Annotated in this window: 18 protein-coding genes; 13 read left to right on the forward strand and 5 right to left on the reverse strand. The window is 72.4% G+C overall.

What is annotated here, in order from left to right; translation table 11 throughout:
- On the forward strand, positions 1-861 hold an 861-nt coding region (locus ON36_RS19855; protein WP_043655720.1), incomplete at its 5' end, for an aldehyde dehydrogenase family protein.
- Positions 862-895: 34 nt separating this feature from the next.
- Positions 896-2,041 carry an acyl-CoA dehydrogenase family protein gene (locus ON36_RS19860; RefSeq protein ID WP_043655724.1) on the forward strand — a complete coding sequence of 382 codons (1,146 nt, stop codon included), beginning with the start codon at positions 896-898 and terminating at the stop codon, positions 2,039-2,041.
- Positions 2,042-2,116: 75 nt separating this feature from the next.
- Here ON36_RS19860 and ON36_RS19865 read toward each other — a convergent pair whose 3' ends face one another.
- On the reverse strand, positions 2,117-3,094 hold the full coding sequence (locus tag ON36_RS19865) for an alpha/beta fold hydrolase (RefSeq protein ID WP_043655727.1): 978 nt from the start codon (positions 3,092-3,094) through the stop codon (positions 2,117-2,119).
- 56 nt (positions 3,095-3,150) lie between these two features.
- On the opposite strand from ON36_RS19865, the gene ON36_RS19870 reads away from it, so the two are divergent.
- Positions 3,151-3,999, forward strand: coding sequence for an SDR family NAD(P)-dependent oxidoreductase (locus tag ON36_RS19870; RefSeq protein WP_043655730.1), 849 nt, complete (start codon positions 3,151-3,153; stop codon positions 3,997-3,999).
- A gap of 59 nt (positions 4,000-4,058) precedes the next feature.
- On the forward strand, positions 4,059-4,613 hold the full coding sequence (locus ON36_RS19875; protein ID WP_043655732.1) for a dihydrofolate reductase family protein: 555 nt from the start codon (positions 4,059-4,061) through the stop codon (positions 4,611-4,613).
- On the opposite strand, the gene ON36_RS19880 is transcribed toward ON36_RS19875, so the two are convergent.
- A complete protein-coding gene (locus tag ON36_RS19880; RefSeq protein ID WP_043655734.1) occupies positions 4,589-5,851 on the reverse strand; it encodes a TetR/AcrR family transcriptional regulator in 1,263 nt (420 codons plus the stop codon). The genes ON36_RS19875 and ON36_RS19880 overlap by 25 nt on opposite strands.
- A 265-nt stretch (positions 5,852-6,116) precedes the next feature.
- On the opposite strand from ON36_RS19880, the gene ON36_RS19885 reads away from it, so the two are divergent.
- From ON36_RS19885 to ON36_RS19900, 4 genes are read left to right on the forward strand one after another with little or no spacing between them, the layout of a single operon-like run.
- Positions 6,117-7,283, forward strand: a complete 1,167-nt coding sequence (locus ON36_RS19885) for a thiolase family protein (protein WP_043655736.1) — start codon at positions 6,117-6,119, stop codon at positions 7,281-7,283.
- Positions 7,283-8,479, forward strand: a complete 1,197-nt coding sequence (locus tag ON36_RS19890) for an acyl-CoA dehydrogenase family protein (RefSeq protein WP_043655739.1) — start codon at positions 7,283-7,285, stop codon at positions 8,477-8,479. The genes ON36_RS19885 and ON36_RS19890 overlap by 1 nt, the downstream gene beginning before the upstream one ends.
- Entirely contained in the window at positions 8,476-9,495 is a 1,020-nt protein-coding gene (locus ON36_RS19895) for a phosphotransferase family protein (RefSeq protein WP_043655742.1), read from the forward strand. The genes ON36_RS19890 and ON36_RS19895 overlap by 4 nt, the downstream gene beginning before the upstream one ends.
- A complete protein-coding gene (locus tag ON36_RS19900) occupies positions 9,492-10,235 on the forward strand; it encodes an SDR family NAD(P)-dependent oxidoreductase (RefSeq protein ID WP_083885253.1) in 744 nt (247 codons plus the stop codon). Before ON36_RS19895 ends, ON36_RS19900 begins: the two co-directional genes overlap by 4 nt.
- Before the next feature lie 109 nt (positions 10,236-10,344).
- Here ON36_RS19900 and ON36_RS19905 read toward each other — a convergent pair whose 3' ends face one another.
- Together ON36_RS19905 and ON36_RS19910 are read right to left on the reverse strand one after the other, a co-directional pair.
- The gene (locus tag ON36_RS19905) at positions 10,345-11,493 is read right to left on the reverse strand and encodes a DUF7802 domain-containing protein (RefSeq protein WP_043655748.1); all 1,149 of its coding nucleotides are present in this window, start codon (positions 11,491-11,493) and stop codon (positions 10,345-10,347) included.
- Between the two features lie 9 nt (positions 11,494-11,502).
- Positions 11,503-12,429, reverse strand: a complete 927-nt coding sequence (locus ON36_RS19910) for a metal-dependent hydrolase (RefSeq protein WP_043655751.1) — start codon at positions 12,427-12,429, stop codon at positions 11,503-11,505.
- 140 nt (positions 12,430-12,569) lie between these two features.
- Here ON36_RS19910 and ON36_RS19915 point away from each other — a divergent pair, with 140 nt between their 5' ends.
- The 5 genes from ON36_RS19915 to ON36_RS19935 all read left to right on the forward strand — a co-directional run bounded on the left by ON36_RS19915 (position 12,570) and on the right by ON36_RS19935 (position 17,786).
- Entirely contained in the window at positions 12,570-13,187 is a 618-nt protein-coding gene (locus tag ON36_RS19915; protein ID WP_043655754.1) for a TetR/AcrR family transcriptional regulator, read from the forward strand.
- A gap of 100 nt (positions 13,188-13,287) precedes the next feature.
- Positions 13,288-14,112 carry an alpha/beta fold hydrolase gene (locus ON36_RS19920; RefSeq protein ID WP_043655757.1) on the forward strand — a complete coding sequence of 275 codons (825 nt, stop codon included), beginning with the start codon at positions 13,288-13,290 and terminating at the stop codon, positions 14,110-14,112.
- The gene (locus tag ON36_RS19925; protein ID WP_043655760.1) at positions 14,109-15,560 is read left to right on the forward strand and encodes a flavin-containing monooxygenase; all 1,452 of its coding nucleotides are present in this window, start codon (positions 14,109-14,111) and stop codon (positions 15,558-15,560) included. Before ON36_RS19920 ends, ON36_RS19925 begins: the two co-directional genes overlap by 4 nt.
- Complete coding sequence (locus ON36_RS19930) at positions 15,557-17,227, forward strand: GMC oxidoreductase (RefSeq protein ID WP_043655763.1); 1,671 nt, start codon at positions 15,557-15,559, stop codon at positions 17,225-17,227. The genes ON36_RS19925 and ON36_RS19930 overlap by 4 nt, the downstream gene beginning before the upstream one ends.
- A gap of 28 nt (positions 17,228-17,255) precedes the next feature.
- Positions 17,256-17,786 (forward strand): DUF4334 domain-containing protein, encoded by a 531-nt coding sequence (locus tag ON36_RS19935; protein ID WP_043655766.1) that lies wholly within the window; start codon positions 17,256-17,258, stop codon positions 17,784-17,786.
- Between the two features lie 76 nt (positions 17,787-17,862).
- Here ON36_RS19935 and ON36_RS19940 read toward each other — a convergent pair.
- Positions 17,863-18,972: alpha/beta hydrolase (locus ON36_RS19940; protein WP_157224951.1), on the reverse strand; the 1,110-nt coding region annotated here is incomplete at its 5' end.

Here is an 18,972-nt window from a genome sequence, read left to right on the forward strand (position 1 = left end):
GTCGACATGATCGCCTTCACCGGCTCCACCGCCACCGGCAAGCGCATCGCGGCCGCCGCCGCCGAGCGCCTGATCCCGGTGGTGCTCGAGTGCGGCGGCAAGGACGCGGCCATCGTCGCCGAGGATGCCGACATCGTGGCGGCCGCCGACGCCATCGCCTGGTCGGCCATGGCCAACTCGGGCCAGACCTGCGTCGGCGCCGAGCGCTGCTACGTGGTCGAATCCGTGCTCGAGGAGTTCCTCGCCGAGCTGACCAAGAAGGTCGCCGATCTGACCCCGGGTGTCGGCGAGGGCGCGTCCTACGGCCCGATGACCCTGCCGTCGCAGGTCGAGGTGGTCGCGCGCCACGTCAAGGACGCGCTCGCCAAGGGCGCCAAGGCCGTGGTCGGCGGCGAGGACTCGATCCGCGCGCCGTTCGTGTCCCCGGTCGTGCTGCTCGACGCGCCCGAGGATTCCGAGGCGGTCGTGGAGGAGACCTTCGGCCCCACGCTGACCGTGCGCGGCGTGCGCGACGTCGACGAGGCGATCCGGCTGGCCAACGACTCCCGCTACGGCCTCGCCTCCTCGGTGTACTCGCGCCGGAACGGCATGGCGATCGCGCGCCGGCTGCGCGCGGGCGCGACCTCGATCAACAGCCCGGCCGCCTACGCCGCCATCGCCGCGCTGCCCTTCGGCGGCGTCGGCGAATCCGGGATCGGCCGCATCCACGGTCCCGAGGGCCTGCGCGGATTCACCCGCACCCACTCGATCGCGCGCCAGAAGTACCAGCTGCCCGGCATGGCGCTGCTGTCCTTCGACCGCACCCCCGAGACCACCGGCCTGCTGCGCAAGGTCGCCTCGCTGCGGTACCGCGCCAAGTAGACCCATCCCCAACAGGAAGTAGAGGAACAACCGCATGGGCGTCGAATTCAGCCCGGAACAACAGGATTTCGCGGCTGCTGTCGCCGCGTTCGCCAAGCGCGAGGCGGGCACCAGGGAGCAGCGCGACGCGCTGACCGACCACGACCGGGAGCAGCACAACCCGGAGGTGTACGCCAAGATGGCCGAGCTGGGCTGGCTCGGGCTCACCGTGCCGGAGGCCTACGGCGGCTCGGACGCCTCCATGGTGGACATGTGCATCCTGCTCGAGGAGTCGCTGCGCGGCATGCTGCCGATCGGCGCCATCGGCCCGACGCTGATCACCGGCGGCGCCTACGCCAAGTTCGGGACCGAGGAGCAGAAGCAGACCGTGCTCACCGGCATCGTGCGCGGTGCTTCGCAGTCGATCTCGATGTCGGAGCCCGAGGCGGGGTCGGACGTGGGCAACCTGTCGACCAAGGCGGTCAAGGCCGACGGCGGCTGGATCGTCAACGGCCAGAAGACCTGGTGCTCCAACGCCCACATCTCCGAGAACATCCTGCTGGTCGCGCGCACCTCCAAGGAGGGCGGCAAGCACGAGGGCATGACCATGTTCCACGTGCCCGCGGACACCCCCGGGCTGCAGATCACCCCGATCGAGCTCATGGGCAACCAGAAGGAGACCAACGATCTCTACTTCACCGACTGCTTCCTCCCCGAGGACGCGGTCGTCGGCGAGGAGGGCAACGGCTGGCGTCAGCTGATGACCGGCCTGAACTTCGAGCGCCTCATCCTGGCCGCGATGAGCCTCGGCGCCGCCGAGCGCGCCTTCGCCGACACCCTGGAGTTCATCTCCCAGCGCAAGCAGTTCGGCCGCCCGATCGGCACCTTCCAGTCGCTGCGGCACCGCATCGCGGACCTGGCCACCGAGATCGAGTGCACCAAGCTGCTGGTCTACAGCGTGGCGCGGGAGGCCGACGCCAACCCGGACAAGATGCTGGCGCGCGAGGCGTCGATGGCCAAGCTCAAGGCCACCGAGGTCAGCAAGCGCGTCGCGCTCGAGGGCATGCAGATGATGGGCGGCTACGGCTACGCCCGCGAATTCGACATGGAGAAGCACGTCCGCGGCGCGCTGGTGTCCACCATCTTCGGTGGCACCAGCGAGATCCAGCGCGACATCATCGGCAAGACCTACGGGCTCTAGGCCCCCCACCCGGAGGGGAATCTCGCCGCCACCCCCACACGGGTGGCGGCGAGATCTGTTCCGTGGCCGCGGTCCTCAGCCCTGCGTGCCGACGCCCAGCTCGTGCAGGGCGGTGGTGAGGAAGGCGTTGACGGCGTCGGTCTGTTCGAGCTGGACCAGGTGGCCCGCGTCGGGGACGCGGACGACCGCGCGCAGGTCGGTGACGTGGGCGCGCAGGGTGGTGAGGGGGTCGCGGCCCGCGAAACCCTCCATGTCGGGATCGTGTTCGCCGTAGAGGAAGTAGGCGGGGACGGTGACGTCCGCGCCCGCGAGGGATTCGGTGAGCCGCCAGTTGCGGTCGAGGTTGCGGTACCAGTTGAGGCCGCCGGTGAAGCCGGTGCGCTCGAATTCCGCGGCCAGCGTGTCGAACTCGGCCTCGGTCAACCATCGCCACGGCAGCTCGGGCGCCTGGGGGAGCACGTCGAGGTAGCCGAGGCCCGGTGGGTTCTTCCAGGTGTCGAGGTAGTGGTAGTCCCCGGAGAGGGCGTAGTACACGCGGGCGAGGAATTCCCGAGGCCGGGCGGCCAGTTCGGCGTCGGCCACGCCCGGGGTCTGGAAGTAGGACAGGTGCAGGAAGTGCCGCTCGGCGGCTCTGGTCCAGAAGTCCGAGGGCGGCCGCGGCGGGCGCGGGGCGTACGGATTGTTGAGGATCGCGACGGCCGCGACCCGCTCGGGCGCGCGCAGCGCCAGCTCCCAGACCAGCTGCGCGCCGAAGTCCAGCCCGACGAACACCGCCCGCCCGGCGCCGATGTCGTCCAGCAGCGCCAGCAGGTCGCCGATCACGGCCTCGTTGGTGTAGGCGGCGGGGTCGGCGGGCGCGTCGGTGCGCCCGTACCCGCGCAGGTCCGGCGCCAGGGCGCGGTAGCCCGCCGCGGCGACGGCGGCGAGCTGGCGGTGCCAGACGAATCCGGTGTGCGGGAAGCCGTGGCAGAACACGACGGGAAACCCCTGCCCCCGCTCGCTGACGTGCATCCGGACGCCGCCGGTGTCGAGATATCGCTGGGTCAGTTCCATGTACCGGCTCCACTTCTAGAACGTGTTCTCATTCTGCACGGTAGTGTCCGGAGGTCATGAGCGGAACACCCGAACTCCTGTCCGGCCGGGTCGCGGTGGTGACCGGCGCGAGTCGCGGCATCGGCAAGGGCATCGCCCTGGAACTCGGCGCGGCGGGCGCGACCGTGTACGTCACCGGCCGCACCACCACCCCGGGCCGGCTGCCCGGCACCGTCGGCGCCACCGCCGAGGAGGTCACCGCGCTGGGCGGCCACGGCATCCCGGTCGTCTGCGACCACGGCGACGACGCGGCCGTCGAGGCGCTGTTCGCCCGGGTCCGCGCGGAGCGCGGGCGCCTCGACATCCTGGTCAACAACGTCTACAACTCGCCCGCCGCCGCCCGCTGGCTCGGGCGCAAGTTCTGGGACGTGCCCGCGAAGGCCTGGGACGAGACCTTCGACATCGGCGTCCGCTCCCACTACGTGGCCGCGGTGCTGGCCGCGCCGCTGCTGATCGAGTCCGCGGGCCTGATCGTCAACGTGTCCTCGCCGGGGGCGCGGCGCTACATGCACAACGCCGTCTACGGCGTGGCCAAGACCGCCCTCGACCGGCTCACCGCCGACCTGGCCCACGACCTGGAGGGCACCGGCGCGACCGCGGTGTCGATCTGGCCCGGCATCGTGGACACCGAACTGCTGCAACTGGTCCCGGCGGGCCCCGACGGCCGCCGCGAGGTGACCCTGCCCGGCGAGGGCACCTTCGACCTGGACGCGGCGGAGACCCCGCGCTTCCCCGGCCGCGCCGTGGTCGCCCTGGCCGCCGACCCGGACCGCCTCGCCCGCGGCGGGCAGGCGTGGCGGGTCGCCGACCTCGCGCTGGCCTACGGGTTCACCGACGTCGACGGGCGCGTGCCCCGCGAGGACTGATCGCGGACGCGCCGGAAACCCTGACAGCGGATGGCACACCCGGTCGGCAGGCTGATGGCATGACAACCCGCTACTACACCGCCACCAGCCTCGACGGATACCTCGCCGACGCCGACAACTCCCTGAGCTGGCTGCTGGAGGTGCCCGACGAGGACGGCAGCGCCGCCGCCGACATCGCCGCGTTCCTGCCCGGTATCGGCGCGATGTGCATGGGCGCCACCACCTACGAGTGGATCCTGGCCAACGACGACACCGCGCGCTGGGACCAGACCTACGGGGACATCCCGTGCTGGGTGTTCACCCATCGCGACCTGCCCGGGGTGCCCGGCGCCGACATCCGGTTCGTCGCGGGCGACGTCGCCGCCGCGCACGCGCGCATGGCCGAGGCGGCGGGGGACCGCGCGGTCTGGGTGGTTGGGGGCGGCGAACTGGCCGCGCGGTTCGCCGACGCCGGGCTGCTGGACGAGATCGTCGCCACCGTCGCGCCCGTGACCCTCGGCGGGGGCGCGCCCCTGCTGCCGCGCAGGCTGCTCTCGGACCGCCTGGAGCTCACCGCCGTGCGCCGGCTCGGCCGCTTCGCGCAGCTGACCTACCGGGTCGGCGTCGCGTCGTGACCGAACAGGGTGGCGCGGTGCAGGGCGACGACCCGGTTCTGCGGCGCGATGCCGTCGTCGCCGAAGGCGCGGCCCAGGTCGACGACCAGCGCGAAACCCGCATGCACGAGGATGCGCGCCTCGGCCTCGGACAGCGTGGGCCGCACCCGCACCAGTAGCTTGGTCCACTCGGAGATGACCAGCTGCTGGATGTGCTGCAGCGTCACCCGGTCCTCGGGGGCCACGTTGCGGAACTCGGCGTAGTACACGTAGGTCAGCGCGCGGGCCTCGAAGGAGCCCTCGACGTACATGTCGATCAACCGCGACAGCGCCTCCTCCGGGGAGGACGACGTGGCCACCGTGGGGCCGATCGCGCCCGAGACGATGTCGGCCGCGCGGCGGAACGCGGCGGCCAGCAGGTCGCTCTTGCTGCGGTAGTAGCGGTACACCGCCGACGCCGTCGCCAGGTCGGCGGCCGCCGCGATCTCCTCCATGCTGACGTTCTGGTAGCCGTGCTCGTGGAACAGCGCCACGGACTCGGTCAGCAGCAGCTCGTGCATGAACGGGGCGGGTGCGCCCGCGGCGGGCTCCGGGCGCGGCGGGTGCACGGCCACGGGCAGATCGACCTCGATGAGCGCCCGGCAGGCCGACTGCAGCAGCGGCGCGAGCTGCTTGACCGGCAGGCTCGCGTGGTGGTCGCCGATGCTGCTGATCACGCTGAAGACCGCCACCGAACGCACCGCGATGTCGTTGCGGCGCAGACCCGGTCGCAGGCGCGCGATCTCGTCGCCGAGGAGCCCGACCGCGTCGGCGAAGAGGTCGTCGAGTGCGCGGCGGTCCTCGTCGGTCAGGTAGCGGCGTTCCCAGCGCACCAGGGCGACCGTCGAGCGGTTGTTGATCGTGCGTTCGATGGCGGCGTCGACGATGCGCGCGCAGCGCTCGCGCGGGGACAGCTCCGCGGCGTCCTCGGGCAGGGTCGCGGCGTCGACGGTCAGCTGCGCCAGCCGGAACAACTCCTCGCGGAAGAGCGCGTACTTGCTGCGGTAGTGGCGGTAGAGCGCGGCCGAGCTGATGTCGAGGCGGCCCGCGATGTCCTCCATGCTGACACCGTGGTAGCCCTTCTCGCCGAAGGCCGCCGCGGCCTCGGCGGCGATCTGCGCGCGCCGGTTCTTCGGCCGCCGCCGGATGACCCGGGCGGGTTCGGTGGACACCGCACCCTTGTGGTCCGGTTCTTCGGTGCGGCGATCGGTGACGCTCATAGGTCGATGGTACGGAGCGGTGCTCGCGCCCCCGACAACCGCCGGTACCCGGCGGGTGGTTGCCGGGTACCGGGCTGTGTTCGCACCACATGGTGGTTGATGTCGCGCCATTGCGACGGAACTGACACTAACATCGGATTCTCCAGGTGGTCAACGGCCTGCTTATCGAGTATACGGCTGTCGTATCGGATGGAAACCATGATTAACTTAACCGGTACAGGAGACGGTCGTGGGGTGACCCGGCGGCCGGGACGCGAGGAGAATCATGGAGACGGCGGTCATCGTCGACGTAGTCCGGACACCATCGGGGCGGGGCAAGCCCGGCGGGGGTCTGTCCGGCATCCACCCCGCCACGCTGCTGGCCGGTGTGCTCACCGACCTGCTCGCGCGGCACGACCTGGATCCGGCGCTGATCGACGACGTGATCGGCGGCTGCGTCACCCAGAGCGGCGAGCAGGCGGGCAACATCACCCGCACCGCGGTGCTCGCCGCGGGCCTGCCCGAATCCGTGCCCGGCACCACCGTCGACCGGCAGTGCGGCTCCAGTCAGCAGGCCGTGCACTTCGCGGCGCAGGGCGTCCTGGCCGGCGCCTACGACGTGGTGGTGGCCTGCGGCGTGGAGTCCATGAGCCGATCGCCCATGTTCTCCAACACCCAGGGCAAGGACATCAACCGCGCGCCGCTGGCGCACCGCTACCCCGAAGGACTGATCTCCCAGGGCATCTCGGCCGAGCTGCTTGCCGCCCGCTGGAAGATCGACCGCGCCGCCCTCGACGCGTTCGCGCTGCGCTCGCACGCCGAGGCCGCACGGACCGCCGCCGCGGGTGGCTTCGCCGCCGAGCTGGTCGCCGCGGGCGAGCTGACCGCCGACGAGACCATCCGCCCGCAGACCACCCTCGAGACCCTGGGCGGGCTGCGCCCCGCCTTCACCGACGAGACCATGGCCCGGCGCTTCCCGGAGATCGACTGGTCCATCACCCCGGGCAACTCCTCGCCGCTCACCGACGGCGCCGCGGCCGCCCTGATCATGAGCGAATCGGCCGCGAACCGCCTCGGCCTCACCCCGCGGGCGCGGTTCCACTCCTTCGCCGTCGCGGGCGACGACCCCACGCTCATGCTGACCGCCGTCGTACCCGCCAGCCGCAAGGTGCTCTCGCGCGCGGGCCTCGGCGTCGACGACATCGACACCTTCGAGGTGAACGAGGCCTTCGCCTCGGTGCCGCTGGTCTGGCAGCAGGAGCTGGGCGCCGACCCGGCCCGGCTCAACCCGCGCGGCGGCGCCATCGCCCTCGGGCATCCGCTGGGCGCCTCCGGTATCCGCCTGCTGGCCACGATGGTCAACCACCTCGAGCAGACCGGCGGCCGCTACGGCCTGCAGACCATGTGCGAGGCGGGCGGCATGGCCAACGCGACGATCGTCGAGCGCGTCTGATGGCGATCGACTTCACCCACCCGCCGACCGTCGGCGAGATCGTCACCCGCACCGAGAACCTCGTCCGGGAGCTGGTGCTGCCGGTGGAGGAGCAGTACCAGGGCGACGCGCACGCGCTGCCCGAGGACGTGCGCGTCGCGCTGCAGACCGCGGCGAAGGCCGCGGGTGTCTTCGCACCCCACGTGGAGCCCGGGTTCGGCGGTCTCGGCCTCGGGATGGCCGACCGCGCACCGGTGTTCGAGGCGTCGGGCTACTCACTGTTCGGGCCGCTCGCCCAGAACTGCGCCGCCCCGGACGAGGGCAACATGCACCTGCTCGCCCAGGTCGCCACGCCCGCCCAGCAGGACCGGTACCTCCGCCCGCTCGCCGCGGGCGACATCCGGTCCTGCTTCGCCATGACCGAGCCCGCGCCCGGCGCCGGGTCGGACCCGTCGGCCCTGCGCACCCGGGCCGAGCGGACCTCGGCGGGCTGGGTCATCAACGGGCACAAGTGGTTCACCACCGGCGCCAACGGCGCCGACTTCGCCATCGTCATGGCGCGCACCAGCGGCGAACCCGGCTCGGCGGGCGGCGCGACGATGTTCCTCGTCCCGGCCGACACCCCCGGCTTCACCCGCAAGCGCGACGTCGGCACGCTCGACGCGAGCATGTACGGCGGGCACTCGGAGCTGCTGCTCGACTCGGTCGAGGTCGGCGCCGACGCGGTGCTGGGCGAGGTCGACCGCGGCTTCGACTACGCCCAGGTGCGGCTGGGTCCGGCCCGCATGACGCACTGCATGCGCTGGCTCGGCTCGGCCCGGCGCGCCGCCGACATCGCGCTCGGCTACGCGGCCGACCGCGCCGCCTTCGGCGCCACGCTCGGCGACCTGGGCATGGTCCAGTCCCTGCTGGCCGACAACGAGATCGACATCGAGGCCTCCCGTGCCCTGATCCTCCGCGCCTGCTGGGAGCTGGACTCCGGCGCCCGCGGGGCGAACATCACCTCGATCACCAAGACCTTCGTCGCCGAGGCGGTGGGCCGGGTGGTCGACCGCTCGCTGCAGGTGTGCGGCGCCTACGGCGTCTCGACCGACGCGCCGCTGGCCCGCCTCTACCGCGAGGTCCGTCCCTTCCGGATCTACGACGGCCCGTCGGAGACCCACCGCTGGGCGGTGGCCCGTCGCGCGCTGCGCAACGCACAGAAAGGACGCGCATGAGTGCGCCCGCCCTGGCCGGGCTCGATCTGCCCGCGCTGCAACGCTTCTTCGACGAGCGGGTCCCCGACTGCGCGGGCCCGCTGACCGCGCGCCTGTTCGACGGCGGCAAGTCCAATCTCACCTACCACCTCACCGACGGGGCACGCGAGTGGGTGCTGCGCCGTCCGCCGCTCGGCCCGCTCACCCCGACCGCGCACGACATGGCGCGCGAGTACCGCGTCGTCGAGGCCCTGGGCGACACCGGTTTCCCGGTCGCGCGGGCGGTGGCGCTGTGCGAGGACCCCGAGGTCCTCGGTGTCCCGTTCTCCGTCGTCGCCTTCGTGCCGGGCACGGTGCTGCGCGACGGCGACGACGCCGCGGCGCTGACGACCGAACAGGCCGCGCAGTGCTCGCGCGCCCTGGTCGACACCCTGGCGGCCCTGCACGCGCTCGACTACTCCGCCCTCGGCCTCGACGGATTCGGCCGTCCCGCCGGGTATCTCGCCCGCCAGGTCCGCCGCTGGCGCGGGCAGTGGGACCGGGTCGCCACGCGCGAGCTCGGCACCGTCGACCGGCTCGCCGAGCTGCTGGCCGCCCGGGTGCCCGCGCGCTCGGCCGCGTCGATCGTGCACGGCGACTTCCGCATCGACAACACCATCCTGACCCCGGACTGCACGGCGGTGGCCGCGGTGGTCGACTGGGAGATGGCGACCCTGGGCGATCCCCTGGCCGATCTCGGCCTGCTGCAGGTGTACTGGGACCCGGCGGCCGAGCCGGTGCTCGGCGTCCGGCACGCGCCCAGCGCGAACCCCGGCTTCCTGACGACCGACGAACTGGCCGAACGCTACGCGTGGGCGACCGGTCACCAGCTCGACGACGCCGCGTTCTACCAGGCGCTCGGCTACTTCAAGCTGGCCGTCATCGCCGAGGGCATCCACCAGCGGCACCTGGCGGGCAAGACCGTCGGCTCCGGCTTCGCCACCGTCGGCGCCGCCGTGCCCGGCCTGCTGGACGCCGGGCTGGAGACCCTGGGATGAGCGTGACGCGGGCCGCGCTGATCACCGGTGGTTCCCGGGGGATCGGCGCCGAGATCGCGCGCAGGCTGGCCGAGGAGGGCTTCGCCCTCACCCTGGCCGCGCGCGGCGCGGAGGCCCTGGAGGAGACCGCGCGCAGGCTGCGGGCCGACACCGGCGCCGAGGTGCAGACCGTGCCGGCCCGGATGAACGACCCGGAGCGGATCGCCGCCCTGACCGCCGCGCACGACGAGCGCTTCGGCCGGCTCGACCTGCTCGTGTCGAGCGCGGGCACCGGGACCGCAGGCCCGGTCGCCGACCTGCCTGCCGCCACCTACGAGCGGATGATGGAGGTCAACCTGCGCGGCCCGCTGCTGCTGATCCAGCGGGCCCTGCCGCTGCTGCGGCGCACCGCGCGGCGCGACCCCGCGCGCGGCGCCAGGATCGTGGCCCTCGCCTCGATGACCGGGGTCGCGGGCGAGGCCGGGCTGGCGGCCTACGGTGCCTCCAAGGCCGCGCTGATCTCGCTGTGCGAGACCGTCTCCCTGGAGGAGTCGGGCAACGGGGTCAACGTGACGGCCCTGTCGCCCGGATACGTCGACACCGACATGAGCGCCTGGAAGCACGGCGACGTGCCGCCGGAGGCGATGATCACCACCGGCGACATCGCCGAACTGGTGCTGGCCCTCTCGCGGCTGTCGGCCAACGCCGTGGTGCCCAACATCGTGGTGTCCCGCGCGGGAGACCGGCTGTGGCGGGCGTAGCGGCACCCGGGCGGGGGTGAGCACCGCGGGCGCCGGGGCATCGGCGCCCGCGGGGGTCGAGGACGGACCACGCGCGGGGTCGAGCGCCCGCCGTGGTCCGTCCGCGACATCAGGCGGCAGGCGCGGCCACCGGGGGTGCGGCGGGCGCGGTGACCGTTCCGCGGGGAATGGTCACGGTGGCCAGCAGCGCGAGCGCCGCGACCGTGAAACAGGCGATCGTGTAGTAGATGTTGCCGACCGGGTCGCCGTTCGCCGTCTCGCCGCCGGTGGCCTCGACATGGTCCGGCAGGGCGGTCAGCCACAGCAGCGCCATCACCGTGAGGTAGGCGAGGCCGAACCAGGCCACGAACGGGTTGCGGTACTCCTCGGGCGCGGCGCCCGGCTCGCGCAGCTGCCGCCACCGGGCGACCAGCAGGACCACCGCGACCACCGACAGGGTCGCCAGCTCGAGGGCGTAGACCACCCCGCGCACGGTGTCGCCCGCGAGGCCGATCACCGTGGCGGGCAGCGGGAGCAGGAAGGTGCCGACCGAGGCCGCCAGCCCGACGACCACGGTGCGCCAGAGCAGTTCCGGCCCACCGAAGTCGCGGCCCGCGTCGACGTGGCGGCCCACGAAGTACTGCACGCAGAAGGCCAGCGACATCGGCCACAGCGCGGCGAAGACCACCACGCTGCCCATCGGGACCGAGTCGAACATCGGCTGGTTGAGCGGATTGTCCACCGACCATTCCCACCAGCGCAGCTGCGGGCCCAGGTGGTCGAAGACCTCGTAGAAGGCGTGGTGCACGAAGCCGACGCAGGCCGCGCCCGCCAGGGTGCCGTAGCGGCGGAACACCCCGAGGCTGCGCACGATGCCGAACGCGATCGTGGCCATGAAGGGGTAGATGGCCACGATGTAGAGCGGCAGCCTGCCCCAGAGGAACTCGACCGAGAACAGGTTGTGGGCGAACATGGTGTCCACGTGCTCGTCGATGCCGAACGCCGCCGGGAAGTACAGCGGCGGCTCGATGACGAACAGGTAGGCCGTCGCGCCGAACCAGACCACCAGATCGGTGGGATCGCCCCGGCGGCGCCACCGCCGGATCGCCAGGATCAGCGCCAGCACCGCGCCGAGCACGATCGTGACCTCGAGAACCGGCAGCGTCCAGTTCTCCAGCCCGGCCGGATTGCGGAACTCGACCAGCCCGCCCGCCTCGTCGCAGGAGAACCCGAGTTCGGTGGCGAGCCGGTCGAAGGTGGGGGAGCAGTGATCCGACATGTCGCCCCCCTACGCGCCGGTCTTCTCGGCGGTGTACCAGCGCGTGACGTCGTAGCCCTCGTCGTAGCGCTCGAACCACCGGTTCGCCAGCTCCGGCAGATTCTCGTGCGCCGGGTTGTGCCGGGGCATCTGGCTGCGGATGATGCCGCCCAGCGCCACCAGCTGCTCGCGGCGCGGCAGGTGGTCGAAGGCGCGGGGCATGGTGCCGTTGTCGGCGGGGCGCAGGCCGGGCAGCAGGCGGCGCAGGGTCTGGCCGTGCCGGTACCGGGCGAACATGGCCATCGCGTCGACCTGCCGGTCGGCCAGGGGGACGTGCTCGTTGAAGCCGGCGCACGCCACCGCGACCACCTTCAGCACGTGGCGGAAGATCGAGGGCGCCACCCGCATGCGGTACAGCTCGCTGCCGACCACCGAGTCGAAGATGATCAGCGCCGAGCTGCGGTGCTCGACCTCCTCGACGAAATGCCAGATGAACAGCGAGGCCACCCGGTCGTCGCCGGGGGCGAAGAGCGTGTCGTCGTTGTCGAGCATCAGCTTGAAGACCGGGGTGAAGGTGGCCTCGAGGTCGGCGGTGTAGGCCAGGCGGTACTTCACCGGGGTGTCGGCGGTGAGGGTGTCGAATTCGGCGATCACCGCGTCGAGGGTCCGCTGCAGGCCGGGGTAGCGGCGGATCAGGCCCTTGACGTGCTGGCGGTGCGCGGTGGAGTGCTGGCCCTCCTGGCGCATGAAGGCGTCGGCCTCCTCGGCCACCGCCGGGTCGGTGATCTGCGGCTTCGCCTGGGTGATGAGCTGCACGATCATCTTCTCGAAGCCGATGGCGAGGAAGGACACGGCGTTGGCCATCGCGGAGAACGCCGGGTTGGCCGGATTCCACAGGAAGGGCACGTCGTAGTCGGCGAAGGCGAAATCCATTTTGCGGACGTGTAATTCGGTCACAGAAGGGTCCTCGGGGTTGGGCGCGGCCTCGGGTCTCCAGTAATCATACGAATGTATGGTCGCGTGTATGATTGGTTTGGCCGGATCGGCGGCGAACTCGTGCCCCGGCGGCGCGTTCGCGCTGTGATAGCGTCCTGCCGATGGCGCGTAGACGTGGGTGGGGCGGCAGTCCGCCGGCCGACGACGAGGAAGCGGCCCGCCGCATCGTGGCCGCCGCGGTCGAGCTGATCGGGCGGACCGGATCGGCGATCTCGATCGCCGACGTCGCCGAATCGCTCGGCGTGATCCGCCAGACCGTCTACCGGTATTTCCCCAGCGCGGACGCGCTCATGACCGCCGCGGCCATCGCCTCGGTCGACGGCTTCCTCGATCGCCTGACCGCCCGGGTCGGCGGGCTCACCGACCCGGTGGAGGCGATGACCGAGGCGGTGGTCTTCACCCTGGCCGAGGTCCGCCGCACCCCGCACCTGGGCATCCTGCTGTCGGGGTCGTACTCGCAGAGCCACGCCGGGGAGATGACCTCGGCCGAGTCGCGCGCCTTCGGCATGACCATGATCCGGCGCTTCGACGTGGACTGGGCCGCGCACGGTTACGACGACGAATCCCTGTCCGAGCTGGTCGAATTCGTGCTGCGCACGATGCAGTCCTTCTTCCTCTCGCCCGGCGAGCGCGCGGGCGACGAGGCGGCGCTGCGCCGGTACCTGCTGCGCTGGATGGGGTCGGCGATCGCCGCCCAGCCGGTCGCCGGGCCCGCCTGATCCCCCTGCCGTTTTCCCGCCGGGCTTGACGTGGGGTACGTCACGCTGATGGAATCAAGAAACCGTACGCAGTAACTGTTTCTTGCAGGGAAGGGCGCCGATGCCCCAGATCTCTTTCGACCGCCGTGGCAGCGGCCCGCCGATCGTGCTCGTGCACGGCCTCGGCAGCCGGTGGCAGGTCTTCGCGCCGATCCTCGACCGGCTCGCCGGGTCCAACGAGGTGATCGCCGTCGACCTGCCCGGCTTCGGTGACTCGCCCCTGCTCGCGGGGGTGCGCCCCGGACCCCGCGGCTACGCCGAGTGGCTGGCGGGCTGGCTGGCCGACGAGGGCATCACCCGGCCGCACGTGGTCGGCAGCTCGATGGGCGGCGGAATCGCCCTGGAGCTGGGTCGCGCCGGTGTCGCCTCCGGGGTGACCGCGTTCTCCCCGGTGGGCTTCTACGGCCCCGCGGGCCGCCGCTGGACCCAGGGCTTGCTGACCACCCTGCGGGCCGTCGGCCGCGTGGCCGGACCGGTCGGGGACCGCCTGCTCGATCACCCCGCCGGGCGCACGGTCCTGCTCTCGACCATGTTCGGCCGCCCGGCCGCCGTCGACCCCGCCGCGGCCCGGCTCGACCTGGCCGGGCTGGTCGGGGCGACGGCCTTCGCCGCGGCCCGTGACGACTTCGCCGAATACACGCTCAGCGCCGCCGACGATCCCGGCGGCCTCGACGGTATCCCGGTCACCATCGCGTGGGGCACCCGCGACGTCGTGCTGATCCACCGCACCCAGAGCGCCACCGCGCGGCGGGTGCTGCCGCGCGCGCGGCATCTGGACCTGCCCGGGTGCGGGCATCTGCCGTTCAGCGACGATCCCGCGGCCTGCGCCCGCATCGTGCACGACGACGTGGCGGCCGGTGCCGCCACCGGAGAGGACCTCCCATGACGACCCCGTCCGTGGCCGTGATCGGCACCGGCTTCGGCGGCCTCGCCGCGGTGATCGAACTGAAGAAGCAGGGCGTCACCGACATCGTGATCTTCGAGAAGGGCGACGACGTCGGCGGCGTGTGGCGGGAGAACACCTACCCCGGCGCCGCCTGCGACGTCCCCTCGCCGTTCTACTCCTTCTCCTTCGAGCCCAATCCCCGCTGGCCGCACCGTTTCTCGCGCCAGCCCGCGATCCTCGAGTACATGCGCGGCATCGCCGACAAGTACGACATCCGCAGGCACGTGCGCTTCGGCACCGAGGTCACCGCCGCCGGTTTCGACGACGCGACCGGCAAGTGGACCGTCACCACCGCCGACGGCGACACCGTCGTGGTCGACGTGCTCGTCTCCGCGGTCGGCCAGCTGTCCCGGCCCGGCTTCCCGGAGATCGAGGGCGCCGACCGTTTCGCGGGCCCGGCCTTCCACTCGGCGCAGTGGGACCACGACGTCGACCTGGCAGGCAAGCGGGTCGCGGTCATCGGGACCGGCGCCAGCGCGATCCAGTTCGTGCCCGAGATCGCCCCGCAGGTCGACCGGCTCACGGTGTTCCAGCGCACCGCGCCGCACATCATCCCGCGCCCGGACCGCGCGTTCGCGCCCTGGCATCAGCGGATGTTCGAGAAGCTGCCGATCACCGCGCTGGGCGAGCGCGCCACCTGGTACGGCGTGACCGAGGGACTGAGTGTGGCCTGGGTCTACGCCAAGCCGCTCGCCGCCGCCATCAGGGCCATCTCCAAGCGGCACATGCGCAAGCAGACCGCCGCCAAACCCGGTCTGTTCGAGAAGGTCTGGCCCACCTACCGCATGGGCTGCAAGCGGGTGCTGTTCTCCGACAACTATCTGCCCGCGCTGACCCGGCCCAACGTCGACCTCGTCACCGAGCGGATCACCCGGATCACCGAGACCGGCGTGGTCACCGCCGACGGCCGCGAGCACGAGGTCGACGTCATCATCTGGGGCACCGGGTTCAAGGCGACCGAGTTCCTCGCCCCGATGTCGATCACCGGCTCCGGCGGCCGGGATCTGCACCGCGAGTGGAAGGCGGGCGCCCGCGCCTACTACGGCATGACCGTGCCCGGGTTCCCCAACCTGTTCCTGATGTACGGGCCCAACACCAACACCGGCGGCGGCTCGATCATCTACTTCCTCGAGGTGCAGGCCCGCTACCTGGGCCGCTACGTCACCCACCTGGCCGGCGCCGGCGGCGCCCTCGCCGTGCGCGCGGAGGTGGAGCAGGCCTACGACGAACGCATCCAGGCCGAACTGCGCGACAGCGTGTGGAGTCACTGCTCGTCCTGGTACCGCCAGGCCGACGGCCGCATCACGACCAACTGGCCCCTGCTCGGCATCGAATACAAGGCGCAGGCGAGATTCGACCCTGCCGACTACGAGGTGGTATCGCGATGAGCGACAACGGTTACGACTACGACGTCCTCGTCGTGGGTTCCGGTTTCGGCGGCAGCGTGACCGCGCTGCGGCTCACCGAGAAGGGCTACCGCGTCGGCGTCCTGGAATCCGGCAGGCGCTGGAACGTCGAGGACTACCCGCGCACGAACTGGAACATCCGCAAGTCCATCTGGGCGCCGCGGCTGGGACTGACCGGGCCCCAGCGCATCTCGGCGCTGGGCAAGTGCCTGGTGTTCAGCGGCTCCGGCGTCGGCGGCGGCTCGCTGATCTACGGCAACACCCTCTACGAGCCGCTGCCGGAGTTCTACACCGACCGCGCCTGGGCCCACATCACCGACTGGCGCGACGAGCTCGCGCCCTACTACGACCAGGCCAAGCGCATGCTCGGCGTCGTGGAGAACCCGCGGGTCGGTCCCAAGGACGAGGTGCTGCTGCAGGTGGCGCGCGACCTGAAGGTCGCCGACACCTTCCACCGCACCCACGTCGGCGTGTTCTTCAACGAGGGCAGCGAGGGCGTCACCGTGGACGACCCGTACTTCGGCGGCGCCGGGCCGCGCCGGGCGGGCTGCATCCACTGCTCGGAGTGCTTCACCGGCTGCAAACACAACGCCAAGAACACCACCACGCTGAACTACCTGCACCTGGCCGAGAGCAAGGGCGCGCAGGTCCATCCGCTGACCACGGTCACCTCGGTCGCGCCGGACGGCCGGGGCGGCTACCGCGTGGAGACGACGCAGTCGGATCGGTTGCTGCGCAAGAACAAGCGCACCTTCACCGCCGAGCAGGTCGTGTTCGCGGCCGCGGCGCTCGGCACCCAGAAGCTGCTGCACAAGCTGCGCGGCGACGGCACCCTGCCGCAGCTCTCGCCCCGGCTGGGCGAGCTGACCCGCAGCAACTCCGAGGCCATCGTCGGCGTGGTCAGCCGCTCGCGCACCGATTTCGCCCAAGGCGTGGCCATCACCTCCTCGATCCACCCCGAGCCGCAGACCCATGTCGAGGTGTGCAGCTACGGCAAGGGCCAGAACGCGCTGTTCGTGCAGACGGTGCCCATGGTCGACGGCGGGGCCTTCCGCTTCCTGCGGCTGCTGCTGACCATCCTGCTGCACCCGATCCTGTTCCTGCGCTCGCAGAACGCGCACCGGGCCTCCGAGCGCGCGGTCATCCTGCTGATCATGCAGTCGCTGGACAACTCGCTGACCTCGTTCCTCAAGGGCCGCAGGCTGGTGACCAGACAGGGGACGGGCGAACCGAACCCGGAGTGGCTGCCGGTGGCCCACGACGTCGCGCGCCGCTACGCCGAGCACGCCGACGGCGACACCGGCAACATCGTCACCGACATCTTCAACATCCCGGCGACCGCGCACTACATCGGCGGCTGCACCATCGGCGACTCCCGCGAGCACGGCGTGGTCGATCCGTACCAGCGTGTCTACGGGCATCCCGGTCTGCACGTGGCCGACGGCAGCGCCATCACCGCCAACCTCGGGGTGAATCCGTCGCTGACCATCACCGCCCAGGCCGAGCGCGCCATGGCGTTCTGGCCGAACAAGGGCGAGGCGGATCCGCGGCCGGAACTGGGCGCCCCCTACCGCCGGGTCTCGCCGGTGGCCCCGAAGGACCCCGCGGTCCCCGCGAGCGCGCCGGGCGCGCTGCGGCTGCCCGCCTGATCGCGCGAGACACCAGGAGCACGAGACCATGACGACGACCGAACTCACCGCCCTGGAACCCGCGTGCACGCGGGAGCAGGCGCTGGCGCTGTTCGACCGCCTGCCCGCGGTGTCCGCGGCCGAGCTGACCGGCCGCTGGCACGGGCGGGAACTGGCCACCGGGCACCCCATGGACGGGCTGCTCGACGCCTCGGGCTGGTACGGCAAGCAGTTCGACGGGCCCGACAGCGTGCATCCGCTGCTGTTCGGTGACCCGTCGGCCGGGATCTACGCGGTCGACCCGCGCCGGATCCCGCTGGGCCTGGCCGACCGCGCCCCCGCGCCGCTCGTGGCGCGCGGCCGCGGCCTGATGCGCGTGCTCGAGCCCGCGCTGCGCACCCGGCGGTACCGGGCGCGTCTGCGCGACATCGAGTTCCGTGGGGAGGTGACCGCGGCGATGATCTACGACCACCTGCCGATCATCGACGTGTTCCGTCGCGTCGACGAGACCACGTTGCTGGGTCTGATGGACTTCCGCGACCGCCCGGCACCGTACTTCTTCATCCTCGAACGCGACTGAGCGCACAGCACCGGGCCCGGACTCGTCGGTGGACGGGTCCGGGCCCGGCGTGGTTCTCCCCCCGGATCGGCGGGAGTCAGGCGGCGGCGGCCGGGTCGAGGTGGGCGGCGACGAACCGCGCGGCCGCGCGGTAGGCGGCGCGGGCCTCGGGGAAGAGGACGGGCAGGGTCTGGAAGGCGTGGAGCCGGCCGGGCCAGCGGTGCAGCCGGGCGTGCCCGCCCGCGACCTGCCACCGGCGGACGAGTTCGGCGGCGTCGGCGCCGAAGAACTCGGTGTCGCCGGCCTGGACCAGCAGGGGCGGCAGCCACGTGCCGCGGGTGGGGCGCAGGTCGAACGGGGTGTCGGTGAAGCGCGAGATCGCCCGGCGCGCCACGGGTTCGGAGAGCAGCCCGTCGCGGGCCGCGGGCCCGTCGGCGGCCGTACCGAGGGTGAGATCGGCGATCGGGGAGAACAGCACCAGCGCGGCGGGTCCGGGCAGGCCGCCGTCGGCCCGCCGCAGCGCCAGATGCGCCGCGAGGAAGCCGCCCGCCGAATCGCCCGCCACCACGATCCGCTCGGGCCGGACGCCGCAGGCGAGCAGGTAGCCGAACGCCGCCGCGACGTCGTCGGGCGCGGCGGGGAAGGGGTGCTCGGGCGCGAGGCGGTAGTCGACGGTGAACACCGGCAGCCGCGTCGCCGTGGAGATCCGCGACGCCACGCCCCGGTAGCCGCGCGCAGACCCGGCCACGAAGCCGCCGCCGTGCACGTACAGCACGACCGCGTCGGTGCGCCGGGCGCGGGGCCCGCGGACCCATTCGCCCCGCACGGACCCGTCCAGTGGGGCGGCATGATCGGTCCCGCGCAGCGGCGGGGCCGCCGCGCGCATGATCCGCTCGATCAGCAGGCGCGCCCCGGTCAGTGTCCCGGCGTTGACCGGGGTGGCCGCGGCGGCCCGACCGACGGTGAGCGCCAGCGACTCCCGCACCACCTCGGCGCGCCACGCGTCCACCGACAGGCGCTCGCGCACGCCGCCGGGCAGCAGCGCCGCGGCCCGTGCCGCGATCGCCGAGGCGGCGCGCGCGCCGTCCACCGGGTCCGGCGCGGACCGCCGTGCGGCGGGGGCATCGGCGGGCGGGCCGCCGAAGACCGCCCGCACGCCCGCCGCCAGCCCGGACTCCGGTGGCGTGCCGTCCGGTCCGCCCGGCGC

Source organism: Nocardia thailandica NBRC 100428 (assembly GCF_000308795.1).
GTDB classification, from domain to species: Bacteria; Actinomycetota; Actinomycetes; order Mycobacteriales; family Mycobacteriaceae; genus Nocardia; species Nocardia thailandica.

Excerpts from the sequence above, each read along its gene's own strand:
- ON36_RS19860 (WP_043655724.1), top strand. The coding sequence starts at position 896 with ATGGGCGTCGAATTCAGCCCGGAACAACAGGATTTCGCGGCTGCTGTC.
- ON36_RS19865 (WP_043655727.1), bottom strand. The coding sequence starts at position 3,094 with ATGGAACTGACCCAGCGATATCTCGACACCGGCGGCGTCCGGATGCAC.
- ON36_RS19870 (WP_043655730.1), top strand. The coding sequence starts at position 3,151 with ATGAGCGGAACACCCGAACTCCTGTCCGGCCGGGTCGCGGTGGTGACC.
- ON36_RS19875 (WP_043655732.1), top strand. The coding sequence starts at position 4,059 with ATGACAACCCGCTACTACACCGCCACCAGCCTCGACGGATACCTCGCC.
- ON36_RS19880 (WP_043655734.1), bottom strand. The coding sequence starts at position 5,851 with ATGAGCGTCACCGATCGCCGCACCGAAGAACCGGACCACAAGGGTGCG.
- ON36_RS19885 (WP_043655736.1), top strand. The coding sequence starts at position 6,117 with ATGGAGACGGCGGTCATCGTCGACGTAGTCCGGACACCATCGGGGCGG.
- ON36_RS19890 (WP_043655739.1), top strand. The coding sequence starts at position 7,283 with ATGGCGATCGACTTCACCCACCCGCCGACCGTCGGCGAGATCGTCACC.
- ON36_RS19895 (WP_043655742.1), top strand. The coding sequence starts at position 8,476 with ATGAGTGCGCCCGCCCTGGCCGGGCTCGATCTGCCCGCGCTGCAACGC.
- ON36_RS19900 (WP_083885253.1), top strand. The coding sequence starts at position 9,492 with ATGAGCGTGACGCGGGCCGCGCTGATCACCGGTGGTTCCCGGGGGATC.
- ON36_RS19905 (WP_043655748.1), bottom strand. The coding sequence starts at position 11,493 with ATGTCGGATCACTGCTCCCCCACCTTCGACCGGCTCGCCACCGAACTC.
- ON36_RS19915 (WP_043655754.1), top strand. The coding sequence starts at position 12,570 with ATGGCGCGTAGACGTGGGTGGGGCGGCAGTCCGCCGGCCGACGACGAG.
- ON36_RS19920 (WP_043655757.1), top strand. The coding sequence starts at position 13,288 with ATGCCCCAGATCTCTTTCGACCGCCGTGGCAGCGGCCCGCCGATCGTG.
- ON36_RS19925 (WP_043655760.1), top strand. The coding sequence starts at position 14,109 with ATGACGACCCCGTCCGTGGCCGTGATCGGCACCGGCTTCGGCGGCCTC.
- ON36_RS19930 (WP_043655763.1), top strand. The coding sequence starts at position 15,557 with ATGAGCGACAACGGTTACGACTACGACGTCCTCGTCGTGGGTTCCGGT.
- ON36_RS19935 (WP_043655766.1), top strand. The coding sequence starts at position 17,256 with ATGACGACGACCGAACTCACCGCCCTGGAACCCGCGTGCACGCGGGAG.